The organism is Citricoccus muralis (assembly GCF_029637705.1).
Lineage (GTDB): Bacteria > Actinomycetota > Actinomycetes > Actinomycetales > Micrococcaceae > CmP2.
Window position 1 is genome coordinate 803,780 of the sequence record NZ_CP121252.1, and the last position, 13,237, is coordinate 817,016.

General features: G+C 61.7%; 13 protein-coding genes and 1 tRNA gene. 10 read left to right on the forward strand and 4 right to left on the reverse strand.

Annotated features, from left to right (window positions below; all coding sequences use genetic code 11):
• Nucleotide 1 precedes the first annotated feature (1 nt).
• Nucleotides 2-1,675: an ABC transporter substrate-binding protein gene (locus P8192_RS03650; protein ID WP_278158577.1), complete on the reverse strand. Its 1,674-nt coding sequence runs from the start codon at nt 1,673-1,675 to the stop codon at nt 2-4.
• A 100-nt stretch (nt 1,676-1,775) separates the two neighbouring features.
• On the opposite strand from P8192_RS03650, the gene P8192_RS03655 reads away from it, so the two are divergent.
• The 5 genes from P8192_RS03655 (at nt 1,776) to P8192_RS03675 (ending at nt 4,652) form a co-directional block, all read left to right on the forward strand.
• A complete protein-coding gene (locus P8192_RS03655) occupies nt 1,776-2,267 on the forward strand; it encodes a GNAT family N-acetyltransferase (protein ID WP_278158579.1) in 492 nt (163 codons plus the stop codon).
• Nucleotides 2,264-3,649: an FAD-binding oxidoreductase gene (locus tag P8192_RS03660; RefSeq protein ID WP_278158581.1), complete on the forward strand. Its 1,386-nt coding sequence runs from the start codon at nt 2,264-2,266 to the stop codon at nt 3,647-3,649. The genes P8192_RS03655 and P8192_RS03660 overlap by 4 nt, the downstream gene beginning before the upstream one ends.
• A 98-nt stretch (nt 3,650-3,747) precedes the next feature.
• Nucleotides 3,748-3,821, forward strand: a tRNA-Pro gene (locus P8192_RS03665).
• Between the two features lie 163 nt (nt 3,822-3,984).
• Nucleotides 3,985-4,260: a helix-turn-helix transcriptional regulator gene (locus tag P8192_RS03670; RefSeq protein WP_278158583.1), complete on the forward strand. Its 276-nt coding sequence runs from the start codon at nt 3,985-3,987 to the stop codon at nt 4,258-4,260.
• Nucleotides 4,257-4,652, forward strand: a complete 396-nt coding sequence (locus P8192_RS03675) for a hypothetical protein (RefSeq protein ID WP_278158585.1) — start codon at nt 4,257-4,259, stop codon at nt 4,650-4,652. The genes P8192_RS03670 and P8192_RS03675 overlap by 4 nt, the downstream gene beginning before the upstream one ends.
• Before the next feature lie 113 nt (nt 4,653-4,765).
• Here the strand turns inward: P8192_RS03675 and P8192_RS03680 are convergent, their stop codons facing one another.
• Nucleotides 4,766-6,220 (reverse strand): aldehyde dehydrogenase family protein, encoded by a 1,455-nt coding sequence (locus P8192_RS03680; RefSeq protein ID WP_278158587.1) that lies wholly within the window; start codon nt 6,218-6,220, stop codon nt 4,766-4,768.
• A gap of 107 nt (nt 6,221-6,327) precedes the next feature.
• Here P8192_RS03680 and P8192_RS03685 point away from each other — a divergent pair, with 107 nt between their 5' ends.
• Both P8192_RS03685 and P8192_RS03690 read left to right on the forward strand, forming a co-directional pair.
• Nucleotides 6,328-7,110, forward strand: coding sequence for an IclR family transcriptional regulator (locus P8192_RS03685; protein WP_278158589.1), 783 nt, complete (start codon nt 6,328-6,330; stop codon nt 7,108-7,110).
• A gap of 138 nt (nt 7,111-7,248) precedes the next feature.
• Nucleotides 7,249-8,349, forward strand: a complete 1,101-nt coding sequence (locus tag P8192_RS03690) for a Zn-dependent alcohol dehydrogenase (protein ID WP_278158591.1) — start codon at nt 7,249-7,251, stop codon at nt 8,347-8,349.
• A gap of 209 nt (nt 8,350-8,558) precedes the next feature.
• On the opposite strand, the gene P8192_RS03695 is transcribed toward P8192_RS03690, so the two are convergent.
• Together P8192_RS03695 and P8192_RS03700 are read right to left on the reverse strand one after the other, a co-directional pair.
• A complete protein-coding gene (locus P8192_RS03695) occupies nt 8,559-9,299 on the reverse strand; it encodes a GntR family transcriptional regulator (RefSeq protein ID WP_347403424.1) in 741 nt (246 codons plus the stop codon).
• Nucleotides 9,300-9,513: 214 nt separating this feature from the next.
• Nucleotides 9,514-10,164 carry a GntR family transcriptional regulator gene (locus P8192_RS03700; RefSeq protein ID WP_278158593.1) on the reverse strand — a complete coding sequence of 217 codons (651 nt, stop codon included), beginning with the start codon at nt 10,162-10,164 and terminating at the stop codon, nt 9,514-9,516.
• A 140-nt stretch (nt 10,165-10,304) separates the two neighbouring features.
• On the opposite strand from P8192_RS03700, the gene P8192_RS03705 reads away from it, so the two are divergent.
• Genes P8192_RS03705 through P8192_RS03715 form a run of 3 tightly spaced genes read left to right on the forward strand, consistent with a single transcriptional unit; the run spans nt 10,305 to nt 13,209 of the window.
• Entirely contained in the window at nt 10,305-11,390 is a 1,086-nt protein-coding gene (locus P8192_RS03705) for a TRAP transporter substrate-binding protein (RefSeq protein ID WP_278158595.1), read from the forward strand.
• Complete coding sequence (locus P8192_RS03710) at nt 11,387-11,932, forward strand: TRAP transporter small permease (RefSeq protein WP_278158597.1); 546 nt, start codon at nt 11,387-11,389, stop codon at nt 11,930-11,932. Before P8192_RS03705 ends, P8192_RS03710 begins: the two co-directional genes overlap by 4 nt.
• Before the next feature lie 2 nt (nt 11,933-11,934).
• Nucleotides 11,935-13,209 carry a TRAP transporter large permease gene (locus tag P8192_RS03715; protein ID WP_278158599.1) on the forward strand — a complete coding sequence of 425 codons (1,275 nt, stop codon included), beginning with the start codon at nt 11,935-11,937 and terminating at the stop codon, nt 13,207-13,209.
• Nucleotides 13,210-13,237 lie beyond the last annotated feature (28 nt).

The following is a 13,237-nucleotide window of genomic DNA, read 5'->3' on the forward strand; positions in this document are numbered from 1 at the left end:
GCTACTGCTCGAGGAACACGTTGTAGTAGATGGGGCTGGAGACCGCGGTGGTCTCGCCCATGCCGTGGACGTCGTCGCTGTAGAGGAAGTGGTTCTGCTGGTCGTAGAGCGGCAGCACGTAGTAGTCCTCTAACACGGTGCGCTGGGCCTGCTCGTAGAGCTGCTCGCGTTCGGCATCGTCGGAAGTCTGCTCGGCCTCGATCAGGATCTCGTCGAGCTCATCCAGGGTGACCTGCGCGTTGTTGGCAAAGTAGCCGGAGGGTGCGGGCACGGTGGAGTCGGAGTGGTAGAGGATGCGTAGCACCGAGGGGCCGACCTTCGTGTAGGGCGCGGAGACGAGATCGTAGTTGTGCTCGGCCAGGGCGCCGTACCAGCTGGAGAGATCCAACAGGTTGATGGTGACATCGAACCCGACCTCTGCGGCCTGAGCCTGAAGCTGCTCAAACAGGGACTGCTCGGCCGGCACCGACTGGTTGGTGGAGACCGGGAACGTCAGCTCCAGGCGCTCGCCGTCGCGGGTGCGCACGCCGTCATCATCGCGCTCCGTCCAGCCGGCCTCGTCGAGCAGTTCGTTGGCCCGTTCGACGTCCTGACCGAAGAGCGAATCATCACTGACCCCCAAGGGTTCCACGGAGCTGAGCAGCGAGTGGCTGCGCTGCGCGGTGCCGAAAAACAAGGACTCCACGGCGGAGTCGACATCCACCGCGCGGATGAACGCTTCGCGCACGGTGGCGTCGTCGAAGGGAGCCTTGGACGAGTTCAGCTCGATGCGGTTGGAGGCGCCGGGGCGAGGAGCGTCGAGGTGACCCAGGTCCGTCTGCTCGGCGGAGGAGATGGTGTCGGGCTGGGCGTTATCGATGACATGGACCTCGCCGGACTGCAGGGCCGAGTAACGAGTAGCGGCTTCGGGGATGAAACGCCAGGTGATGCCGTCCAGATAGGAGCCCGGGGTGTCCTCGTCATGCGCGGCGACGTGGGCGTCTTCGGCGGGCAACACGTAGTCCTCGTTGCGGACCAGGTTCACCGCGGTCTGCCGGTCCCAGGACTCGACCTGAAACGGGCCGGTACCCACCGGGTCAGCGCAGTTGGTGTCCTGATCGCGTTCCAGCGCTTCGGGGGACTGGATGGCGGTCCAGATCATGGACAGGGACTCTTCCAGTGCGTTGTCGGGTGCGGAGAGATGGAGCACGGCGGTGCGCTCGTCGGGCAGCTCAATGGACTCGACCTTCTGCACGGCCAGCCAGCCGGTGGAGGAAGCGGTATCAGGGTCCTGCAAGTGCTCGATGTTGGCCTTGACGGCTTCGGCGGTCAGCTCGGTGCCGTCGTGGAAGGTGATGCCCTCGCGGACGGTGATGGTGTGGGTGAGTCCGTCCTCGGAGACCTCGGAGTCTTCGGCCAGCCAGGGGACGATCTCGCCGTCGTCGGTGGCGGTGAACAGGGTCTCCAGGTACTGGGAGGAGACCAACGACTGCGGGTAGTTGCCGCCGACGTGCGGGTCGAGGCAGGTGGGTTCGGCGTCGCCAGAGGCGTAGACCAGGGTGCCGCCGGTGACCGGGGCGACGTCCTCATCGGCGCCGGGAGCGGAGGTATCGGAAGAGCAAGAAGCCAACAACAGGGCCGCGGCAGTCAGGCCACCGGCGACCGAGACCAGGCGTGAGGAAGAACGTGAGTGCATAGCTGTTCAGTCTACTGACCCGCGGGAGGTTCCTTCATGATCCCGGTCACCTCGTGACGCTGTGAGCAGCGCAACAATACGGTGTTCTACACTGGCGACTATGAGCGAACCGATGACTGTACAGCGAGCACACTGGTACGACTTGGACGCGCGGACCGCCTATGAGATCGCCCGGTTGCGCTACCGGGTGTTCACCATGGGCCAGGGCGTGACCACGGTGGAGGACCTGGACGGACGCGATCTGGAGTCCGGCTCTGAAACCTGGTGGATCGCCGTGGACGGCACCCCGGTGGCGACCCTGCGAGTGCTGCGCGAAGCGGTGGGCATTTCGATCGGTCGGGTGGCGACGGATGGCCAGCACCGCGGGCACGGGTATGCCTCGGAGCTCATCACCGCTGCCATGGATGCGCACCGCGGGGAGCGGGTGGAGATTCACGCGCAGGCACACTTGGAAGCCTGGTATGCCGGGTTCGGCACCTACCGGGTGGGCGAAGAGTACTTGGATGCCGAGATCCCGCACGTCACCATGATTAAGGATGCCCCCTCGGCGCTGACCGGTGGTGCCATGGGTGCTGATGCGGAGCGCGCATGAGCGGGGTTGATCGCCAGCAGGTGTTGCACCGGCTGAGCCAGGTGCTGCCTCCGGAGGCGATCGCCACCGATGAGGCCACCCTGGATGCGTACGCCACCGACCACGGGCCTACTGCCGACTGGGAGATCCAGCGGGCGCTCGCCGTCGTGTTCCCGACCTCCACGGACGACGTCGTTGCGCTGATGTGTGCCTCGGCGGAGGAAGGGTTCGCGGTGGTGCCGCGCGGTGCCGGGACCTCGGTGTCGGGAGGAGCTCACGCGCTGCGCGACGCGGTGACGATCTCGCTGGAGCGGATGAACCAGATTCTCAGTATCGACGTGGAGGACCAGACCGCTCGGGTACAGCCCGGGGTGATCAACGCCGAGCTGGGGCAGACGGTTGAACAACATCGGCTGATGTACGCTCCCGATCCGGCCAGTTACCGGATCTCCACCATCGGCGGCAATGTGGCCACCAACGCCGGAGGGCTGCGCTGCGCGAAATACGGGGTCACCCGCGACTCGGTGCTGTCTCTCGAGGTGGTGTTGGCCGATGGGACCGTGCTGCGCACCGGGACAGGGACCTTCAAGAACGTCTCCGGCTACGACCTGACCGGGCTCTTCGTGGGCTCCGAGGGCACTCTGGGGATCGTCACCGAGATCACGGTGCGGCTGCGCCCGCTCCCCGTGGCAGAGGAGACCGCTTCTGTTTTTGTGGAGGATCTGGAGACGGCAGCGGCCGGGGTGCTGGCTATCAGCCAGGCCGGGGTGCAACCGGCCATTCTGGAGATGATGGACGGCGCCACCATGGCCGCCCTCGACGCGGCGCATGGTTCGAACCTGGCCGGCCTGGGCGGAGCGTGTCTGTTGGTGCAGACCGACGGTTACGGTGCCGCTGCTGAGATGGACGCGATCCGCGACGCGTTGGCCCCGCTGGGTGCCCAAGTCAGCCCGCCCGGTGATGAGCGGGCCCGCAGCCTGGTTGAGCTGCGTCGTCACGCCCGCGGAGACGACACGGTCACCGATATCCGGGTTGGCGAAGACGTGGCGGTGCCGAAATCACGGCTCGTGGAGTATGTGCGGGAGGTGCAGCGGATCGGGAGGGACCATGATGTGAAGATCAAGGTGATCGCCCACGCCGGTGACGGCAACCTGCACCCCAGTTTCTGGATCGACGTTGACCAAGGCACGGCCGGGATGGCCCGTCTAGATGCGGCGCTGGATGAGTCCATCCAGGTAGCGCTGGAGATGGGTGGGACCATCACCGGTGAGCACGGCGTGGGCTCGTACAAGGTGCGTTGGTTCAATAGAGAGCACGATGAGCCTGCTATATGGGTACAACGGGAGCTGAAGAACCTCTTCGATCCGGAGCATCGCCTGAACCCGGGACGGGCGATCGCGTAGTCTGCGATACGGTTTGGTGAAAACCGGGTGAACGCTCTAAGATTGACCATTGTGGTTGCTCCGTCCGACGGTTTTGTCGGTGGGTGGAACACCAACAACGGGGTGTGGCGCAGCTTGGTAGCGCGCGTCGTTCGGGACGACGAGGCCGCAGGTTCAAATCCTGTCACCCCGACTCAGAGGCCGCGGAATCAGTGCGATTCCGCGGCCTTCTTAGTTGGTGGAATATGACCAGGTCACGTGATTGTCACGTAATTGACCCCGTTCGGCGGCTCCGTCCGAAACGGTATCCGACACGAGTTCGTTGTCTCCGAGCACTTCCGGTTTCTCGGGTGTTGATGCCCTACATCCCCGGCATGGAACTCAACAACGAACTGCATCATCTGGGGCTCGAACCCCTGCTCGACATCGGCGACCTGGCCTCCTATCTCGGAGTGCCGGTCTCGACGATCTACGATTGGCGCACCAGGGGCAACGGCCCCCGCGCCCATCGCTTCGGCAAGCACCTCAAGTTCGCACTCTCCGACGTGCAATCGTGGATCGCCGAACGGCGAGACGCTGATCCTTCCGCCATGGAAGAAGCGCCTCTCTCCGAGACGGAGGTGTCAGAATGAGCCGCCAGCGCCTCACCATCGGCACCTACGGAGACATCTGGTTCTCCACCTCCTCGACCGGGCGCTGCACCGTACGCGCCAACTATCGAGACTGGGAGGGGAAGAACCGCGTCGTGCAGTGCAGCGGAGCCACCCGTCCGGTGGCGGAGCGGGCACTGAAAGCGAAGCTGCTCGAGCGGAGCCTCTTCAACCCTGAGCTCACCTCGACCCCGCTGACTCCCGACAGCAGCTTCGGGGAACTGGTCGACTACTGGCTCGAAGACCTCGACCTCGAGGGGCGAATCGCGAAGTCGACCAGGGAGCTCGACGAAAGGAACATGCGCGCCCTTGTCTGGTCGTCGAGCAATGCTCGAACGCCGCACGAATGTCATAGGGTGGGGGCTCTGCTGTGAGACGAGATACCGGTGATTCGGAGACGCGGAAAGTTTCGCTCAATTCGGTCGGCTCCTTCGCCACCGCCCCGCAACCATCTCAAGGAGTGGTGGCGAAGGAGATAAGGGATCGTTCAGTTCACCTGCTGCGGGACACCCAGCGGGTTGGAATCGTGCAGCTGTGCGGGTAGCAGCGTTTCGGGGAAGTTCTGGAACACCACCGGACGCAGGAATCGTGCGATCGAGGTCGTTCCGACCGCAGTCGTCGTCGGAGCGGTAGTCGCCGGGTAGGGGCCTCCGTGCTGCTGTGCGTAGGTGACCGACAGGCCGGTGGGCCACTGGTTCCACAGCAGGCGTCCGGCCTTCTCTCGCAGAATCGGTAGCAGATTGCGAGCGATCTCAAGATCGGAATCCTTCTCGGCTTCGGCGAAAATCGTCGAGGTAAGCTGCCCCTCCAGACCCTTGGCCACCTCGGTCAGTGCAGCTGGGTCGGAGTAGGCCACCACGACTCCAGCAGGGCCAAAGACCTCAGCAATCAGTTTCTTGGGATCCGCAAGTACCTGGTCGATTCTGGTGAACAGCACCGTCGCCTGCGGAGGATTGTTGAGGCTGTTGTCACCCGACTTGATGGGTTCAACGCCCTCTGCGGCCTGGATGCGCTGCAGCTCGCGAATATACGACTCCTGAATCCGATCGTTGAGCAGCGGGGCGGGGGAGGGAGCCGGCGCAGCACGAAGGTGCTCCACAACCATCGAATCCTCAGGAACGAACAACAGTCCCGGCTTCGTGCACAACTGCCCCTGGCTACCCGTGATCGATCCAAGATAGCCTTCAGCAATCTCTTCTGGGCGTGCAGCAGCAATAGCCGGTGCGACGAAGGCAGGGTTGACGCTGCCCAACTCGCCATAGAACGGGATCGGCTCCGGCCGCGCATTCGCGATATCGAACAGCGCCCGCCCACCCGGAATGGAGCCAGTGAACGAGGCAGCCTTGATCGCGGGATGCTTCAGCGCGTCGACACCCTCCTGCTGGCCATGAATGACCTCGAGCAGGCCTTCAGGTGCGCCCGCCTCTGCCGCAGTGCCGGTGATTACCGTAGCTGTTGCGTCGGAAAGCTTTGGGTGCCCCGGATGAGCCTTCACCACTACAGCGTTGCCCGCCGCGAGCGCAGCAGCGGTATCACCGCCGGCCACGGAGAACGCGAAGGGGAAGTTGCTGGCTGAGAACACGAGCACCGGGCCGATCGGAACGAGCATACGTCGCAGATCGGGGCGGGGAGCACCCATCGGCCATACCGGGTCGGCATGGTCGATTATCACGCCCAGGTACTCGCCCTTCTCGACGGTCTCAGCGAAGAGGCGAAGCTGGAACGTCGTGCGCTTCAACTCACTCTGCAGACGAGGCGTCGGAAGGTTCGTCTCTTCCTGAGCGATCGGGATCAGTGAGTCGGCTGCCGCGTCCAGGGCATCTGCCACAGCCCGAATCACTCGTGCTCGCTCGGTCTCCGGGGTGGCTGCCCAGACCGCGGAGGCCGCCGCAACCTTGACTACAGTGTCTTCAACAGACGCGACGATTTGGTTCTCAGTCATTCGTGCTCTCTTCCTTGCTGTGAAATGAAGCGTTCGTTCTGCGCGCACGGGCTTACTTGCCTGGCGCATCTCTCCATTCAACAACGTGGGGCCGCTAAACTGGGGCCATGCGATCCGATGAGCGGAACGAAAGAAAAGGGATGATTGCCCGGGTTTCTGACGTGATGGCGGTCTTCACTGCAGATGAACCGGTACTCCGCGTTTCTGAAATTGCGCGAAGGACAGGACTTGCCAAATCTGTCACCTCGCGAATTGTTGCCGATCTCCTTGACGTAGACTTCCTCGAACCAGCAGGCAAGGGCGTGCGTGTCGGTATACGCATGTTCGAGCTTGGCGAGCTGGCGCAACGGGCGAAAGAGCTTCGGCAACTCGCGCTGGGCGCGATGGCTGACTTGCGTCAGGCGACCGGGCTCACGGTGCAACTGAGTGTGCTAAAAGACATCGACCAGGTCTATGTCGAGATTCTCCGAGGCCGTGGCGAGGCTGCTCAGCTTGAGATCAAATCCCGTATCGGTGGCCGAGTTCCCGCCTACGCAACTGCGGGAGGCAAAGCGGTGCTTGCCGCGCTGCCCGACGAAGAGGTCGAACGGATCTTGTCTGGCCCGCTCGAGAAAGTCGGACCAGGCACGATTACCGATCGTGCGATTCTGAAGCGGCAGATCGCCCAGATTCGCAAGGAGGGCGTCGCGTATGAAATCGAAGAATCCAACCCCGGTGTAACTTGCGCTGCCGCCTCGATTCTGCGTGCCGACAAATCGCCACTTGCAGCGATTTCGGTGACTGGCCCAGTCGCAGAGATCAACGTGAAAATGTTTGGTAGCGCCGTGCAGACAGCGGCACTCGGCTTGAATCGGCGCATCCGTGCCAGTAGTGTCTTCAGCGACCTCTAAGTGATCCGATCAGCGGATCAGGAGTTCGTGAAACCAGCTGGAGGGAATTTACAGTGTGACCGTATCCGCGCGGCGGGTTGTTCTAAGTTTAGCGACTAACGAAGTCGCTCTAGTTTCACACAAAGGAGTGCATTCGCAATGAAAGCGAAAGCAATGGTCATGCATGAGATCGGAAAGCCAATGGTTCTCGAAGAGCTGGAAGTCGACCAGCCGGGGCCAGGCGAAGTGCTCATGAGAATTGAGGCGACGGGTGTCTGCCACAGTGACCTGCATTACCTCGCCGGGGACTTCATTGCGAAGACCCCCATCGTTCTCGGTCACGAGGGCGCAGGCGTTGTTGAGGCCGTAGGTGAGGGCGTCGCTGCGTTCAAGCCAGGTGACAAGGCCGTATTGATGTGGCGTCCGCGCTGCGGCAGCTGCGAGTACTGCCTTGCAGGCCGTCCTGCGCTCTGCTCGCTCGGCCGAATCCATGCACAGAAGAACGAACTCCTCCGTGGCGGTACCAGACTGAGCAAAGACGGTGTGCGCTACCACCACCTCATGGGCGACTCTTGCTTTTCGGAACGCGCCGTGGTCTCCCAGGAGTCGCTTGTTGCGATCGATCAGGACGTGCCCTCTGAGATTGCCGCGATCGTCGGATGCGCCGTGATCACTGGGATGGGCACCGTCATGAACTGCATGCCTGAGCCCGCGGGCAAGAGCATCGCGATCATTGGGGCGGGCGGCGTGGGTCTCGCAGCCGTCATCGCCGCACAGCTCGTCGGTGCCGCGCAGATCATCGTCTCCGATGTCGTTGACAGCAGGCTCGAGAAGGCGCGCGAACTTGGAGCGACTCACACGCTCAATTCCGCGAGGGAAGACTTCGCCGATCGGGTGCAAGAGATCACCGGCGGCGGCGCGAACTACGTCTTCGAAGCCATCGGCAAACAGCCGACGATCCGAGCGGGGTTCGACGCGCTCCGCTCGGGTGGCACCCTCGTGGTAGCCGGCCTCGGAAGCATAAAGGATGAAATCACGCTTCCGCTCAATCAGCTCGTTCAGGGCGAGAAACGAGTGGTCGGAGCCCTCTATGGATCTTCGAACATTCCCCTGCAGCTGCCTGAGATTCTGGGCCTGTATCGCTCGGGTCGTATCCCGCTCGACAAGCTGCTCGATCAGACCTTCCCCCTGGCCGAAGCGAACGAAGCCGTGGAGCATCTGCGCACCAAAGCCGTTGGTCGTCCGGTCTTGCTTCCGTAAAACGTATATCAACTCCGATGAGCCGGTTTGGTCACAAGGACAGGTGCTTCGAATGCCGGTCGTCGCCAACGCCCGTTCCAGTTAAAGGTCTCCTGTCGCGTGAAGCGGGTACTGGTACCGTCTCGTGCGGCAGGAACTCGCGTAGATCCAGCTGCTATTCGCCAGATTGATTCGGGAGAATTAGGGTACTCAGCGAGGGTGTTTGGGGCCTAGCGAGTGATGGTGAAATCGTTCCATATCTCGGAAGGTGTTGTTTGCCGCAACGGCGAATCCTCGGGTAGCGCAGACCAAGTCTGTTCCACCAGGAGCAAACCCGTCCGGTAGAGATGATCGTGCATTGCTTTCGCCGCTCGCTGAGGGTCTCTTTCGCGGACTGCCTGCAAGATCGGGGCGTGCTCGCGCAGGATCTGGTCGAGGGAGCGCTCCTTCCCTGCCGTCGATACCCCCAGTCTGCTCGTGGACACGCGGAGGCGATTCACTACGTCTCGACCGCGATGCGACCCCGATGCGTCCATGATTAGATCATGCAACCGCCGGTCTTGCTCCATGAAAGCCTCCGCGTCATCGGCAGAGGCGAGCGCGGTCATTCGCGCCGTAATCTGATCGGCATCGGCGGACCAAGCTCGATCCGCGCGCTTCGCCACTCGGGCGGCAGCTGGAACTTCCACGGCTATTCTCATGCTGAAGATCTCCGCGACGTCTTGCGGGCCGACCGGGAGTATCTTAAAGCCCTTGTTTCGGGAGAACTGGATCAGGCCAGCCTCTTCAAGTCGTAAGAGCCCCTCACGAACGGGGGAGCGGGAGATGCCGAGTTGCTCTGCCAGCTGATAGACGCTGTAGAACTGCTCGACTTCCAGTTCCCCTGAGGCCGCTGCATTCGTCACGAATCGCACGACCTGGTCGGCGAGTGAAGCTCCGAGACTGATCGACGTCTCGCCTGATTTAGCCACTATCCACTCCTTGAGCTATACCGAAACTTGCTGCGCTCATGTTGAGCCGGGCACCACGATTCTTCCATAACGACCTTCAGACTGACCGCAGTATCCCTTCTCGCCGACGGATTCCTGTCGCAAGCAGCTCCCCGGTACCGGGGTGAGTGGTCGGCATCTTGCCCGGTGCTTCAACGCGCTTTGGCTGAGCCGGAGGGTGCGTAGCTGCTCAGGGCTACGCCGACGCCGCTCTGTCGGGAAACAGCGTGTCGAGCTTCGCCGCTCCGAGGTCGAGATGAGCCTTGAGTAGCCCGGGCCAGCGGGAATCGTTCGCTTCGATAGCGTCGAGGATCTCCCGATGCTCGACGGTCATGCTGGGCATGTCATTCTTCACGGTGGGGGTGAGTTCGAGTAGCACCTCGAGCGTGCGTTCGATGGTGCGAGAGGCGTGCGTCACTCGCCGTTGCGGGGTTGCTTCATAGAAGCCTCGGTGGAATTCGAGATCAGCGAGCGCAAACGCGGCAGCGTCGCCCTGCTCGGCTGCTGTATGCATCGACTCGAGCGCCTTGTGGCACCGCGACCAATCGGGGGCGGAATGCATGGCGCGCTCCACCGCGAGCCTTTCCAATGAGAACCGCAGGTCATAGAGTTCTCTGACGTCGTCTCGGGTGAACTCGGACACTCGATAGCTTCGCCCCTGCATCTCGATTAGTCCTTCTTGGGTCAGTTGCCGGAATGCGTCGCGAACCGGGCCTCTGCTCAGGCCGAACTCTGCGGAGAGCGTGTTCTCGATTAGGAGGTCCCCGGCGCTACGGGTTCCGTCGAGGATCTCTCGGCGTAGCCGCTTGGCGAGCTGAACGCCGAGGGGCTGATTCTTGATGATCACATCCGTCCTCTCCTGGTGCGGGCTTCAAACGCATCCTACTTTGCAGGCAGGCCGATCCCTGCAAGGTGGCGCTGTGATCGCTGAGTTGCGGCGACTGAAATGATCACTTAGCATGTTACCTGGATCACTTAACATGTTACATGCGGGAAACCGTCAAAGGATTGTTCTTCCTAAAGACCGAGGTGTCTATGAATCACCAGAAGATGAGAAAGCGGCGTGCATCGGCCGCGCTCGGATTGGGGAGCCTCCTCGTGCTCCTGAGCGGGTGCAGTGCCACGGCAGAGGAAACCAAGCCGGAGTTCTCGCTCGTGGTCGCGCACGAGGTACCGACCGATCACTACTACCACGAGACCTACTTGTTGTTTGAAGAACTCGTGGAGGAACGGTCGAACGGGAGAATCGACGTCAAGGTCGTTCCCAACGCACTGTTCGGGACTGCTGATGCCTTGACCACTGCCGTGCAACTCGACAGCATTCAGATGACGGCCACCACCTCTGGGATCCTGGGCCAGTTTTCGCCAGAGCAGAACGTGTGGGATACCCCGTATCTCTTCGATGATCCCGATCATGCACACCGGGTGCTTGACGGCGAGTTCGGGCAAGAGGTTCTCGCCGCCCTCGAGCACATCGATCTCGTGGGCCTGGGGTATTTGGAAAACGGCGTACGTCATCTCACCACGCGAGGCATCGAGGTCGACGGGCCTGACGACCTGAACGGGGTGAAGATCCGCGTGCAGCCAAACACCCTCCAACTCGAAGCGTGGGACGCAACGCAGGCGAACCCAACTCCGATGGCTTTCGGTGAGGTCTATACCGGACTGCAGCAGCGCACGATTGACGCACAGGAAAACCCACTGGCGCTCATCGTCTCCCAGCGCTTCTACGAGGTGCAAGACCGGGTGACATTGACCGCGCACGTTCACTCGACGAGCACGCTCATCCTGTCGAAGATTTTCTACGACCGGCTGCCTGAAGATCTGCAGCAAGTTGTGGTCGAGTCCGCGCAGGAGAGTGTCGAGTTCAACCGGATCCGTGCCGCAGAATCAGACATCGAATCCGCCGAGATCATCAAAGAAGCCGGTGTCACAATTGCCGAAATCTCTGATGAGGGGCGCGAGGAATTCCGGGAAGCAATGCAGGGTGCCGCCCTGCCATATCTGCGCGAAACAGTCGGGGATGAGACCGTAGACCACCTTGAGGCGGCAATCGAGGAGGAACGTCAATGACGACGAACACGACAGTAACCAGTCTCAGCCAGCCCAAAGTCTGGTGGAAACGACACTCGATCGAAGAATACGTCGGCGGCGCGCTGCTCGGTGTCATGGTCGTCGTGATCTTCCTGCAGGTGATCGCAAGATACGTCTTCGGTGACTCCTTTTCCTGGAGCGAAGAGCTAGCACGCTACTGCTTCATCTGGCTGATCTACTTCACGCTCGGCGCAGTCGTACTCAAGGCCCAGCACGTCACGGTCGACGCCGTTATCTCCCGGCTGCCCGCGAACGCTTCACGCTGGTGGGAGCAGGGAATCCAGGTAGTGATCTTCGCCCTCAACGTCCTCATTCTGATCTACGGGATGATCCTCGTCGTGCGAATGTTCAGCCTCGGGCAGACTTCCTCAGCACTAAACCTGCCGATGTGGGTGGTGTACACCGCGCTGCCGGTAGGCCTCCTTCTTGCTTCGATCCGAGCCGTGCAGGCGAGCATCGCCATCTGGAAGCCACCGCCCGGCGGGCGAGCGTCCTCGCTAGATGAAGAAACGGAGGTGTAATCATGGATGCACTGCTCCTCACCATCGTCATGCTGATCGGCCTGGCCTGCGGAATCCCCGTGGTCTACGCCTTCCTGCTCGCCAGCGCGGTGACCATCCTCTTCGCCGACACCGGCATCACTTACACCTTCGTCGCTCAGTCACTGACGGTAGCCGGCGATTCCTTCCCGCTAATGGCGATTCCTTTCTTCATCCTCGCCGGTCTCATAATGGGACGGGGCGGCATATCGAGGCGCCTGTTCGTCCTTGCCAACGCCCTTGTCGGCCACCTACCCGGCGGAATCGGAGTCGCGGCAGTGTTGACGGCAATGTTTTTCTCCGCGATCTCAGGATCAGGGCTTGCGACGGTCGCCGCCGTAGGCAGCATCATGATCCCAGAGATGGTCAAGTCCGGCTACACTCGGAAATACTCGGCCGCGCTGATCGCAGCAGCCGGAACCATCGGTGTCGTCCTGCCGCCGAGCATTCCTCTCGTGCTCTTCGGAGTCGTGACCGGCACCAGCATCGGAGATCTCTTCATCGCAGCCGTGATTCCGGGTATCCTCATGGGACTCGTGCTCATGGGCTGGGTCATCGTCCACGCGAAACGCCACCACATCCGCGGGGTCGAACGGAGTACCTGGCGCGAGCGTGCTCAGGCACTCTGGGGTTCCATTGGCGGACTCCTAATGCCAGTAATCATTCTTGGTGGCATTTACGGTGGCGTTTTCACCCCGACCGAGGCGGCTGTCATCGCCGTCGTCTATGGACTGGTCGTCAGCCTCGGCTTCTATCGTGAAACCACCCTTCGCGAGATCCTTAACACATTCGGAAGCGCAGCTATCTCGACGAGTGCCCTCATGGTGATGGTGACCGCGGCCGTCGTATTCGGACACTTCCTTACGATCGAGGACGTGCCTGCGACGATCGTTTCCGCAATGAGTGGCATCAGCGATAACCCAGTAGTGATCGTGCTCCTTGCGAACCTGCTGCTACTTCTGATTGGCACGTTCATGGATACGATTCCAGCGATTCTCCTCACCTCACCGGTACTCATGCCGGTGCTCGCTGAAGCAGGGCTTGATCCTATCCATATCGGTATCATCGTCGTTGTCCAGATCTCAATTGGCTTCGTGACGCCACCGCTCGGCCCGAACGTGTTCATCGCATCGAACACTGCGAAGGTGAGCAGCGAGCAGACCATGGTCGCGATCATGCCTGGAATCGCGCTACTGCTCGGCGTCGCCCTTCTCGTGAGCTTCGTGCCCTGGCTCTCGATGGCCCTTATCGCCCCGTAGATGGGCAAGTGACGCCGAGAAAGTGTCC

Bases quoted from the DNA above. Each gene is read 5' to 3' on its own strand.
- P8192_RS03650 (WP_278158577.1), bottom strand. From the start codon at position 1,675: ATGCACTCACGTTCTTCCTCACGCCTGGTCTCGGTCGCCGGTGGCCTG.
- P8192_RS03655 (WP_278158579.1), top strand. From the start codon at position 1,776: ATGAGCGAACCGATGACTGTACAGCGAGCACACTGGTACGACTTGGAC.
- P8192_RS03660 (WP_278158581.1), top strand. From the start codon at position 2,264: ATGAGCGGGGTTGATCGCCAGCAGGTGTTGCACCGGCTGAGCCAGGTG.
- P8192_RS03670 (WP_278158583.1), top strand. From the start codon at position 3,985: ATGCCCTACATCCCCGGCATGGAACTCAACAACGAACTGCATCATCTG.
- P8192_RS03675 (WP_278158585.1), top strand. From the start codon at position 4,257: ATGAGCCGCCAGCGCCTCACCATCGGCACCTACGGAGACATCTGGTTC.
- P8192_RS03680 (WP_278158587.1), bottom strand. From the start codon at position 6,220: ATGACTGAGAACCAAATCGTCGCGTCTGTTGAAGACACTGTAGTCAAG.
- P8192_RS03685 (WP_278158589.1), top strand. From the start codon at position 6,328: ATGCGATCCGATGAGCGGAACGAAAGAAAAGGGATGATTGCCCGGGTT.
- P8192_RS03690 (WP_278158591.1), top strand. From the start codon at position 7,249: ATGAAAGCGAAAGCAATGGTCATGCATGAGATCGGAAAGCCAATGGTT.
- P8192_RS03705 (WP_278158595.1), top strand. From the start codon at position 10,305: ATGCGGGAAACCGTCAAAGGATTGTTCTTCCTAAAGACCGAGGTGTCT.
- P8192_RS03710 (WP_278158597.1), top strand. From the start codon at position 11,387: ATGACGACGAACACGACAGTAACCAGTCTCAGCCAGCCCAAAGTCTGG.
- P8192_RS03715 (WP_278158599.1), top strand. From the start codon at position 11,935: ATGGATGCACTGCTCCTCACCATCGTCATGCTGATCGGCCTGGCCTGC.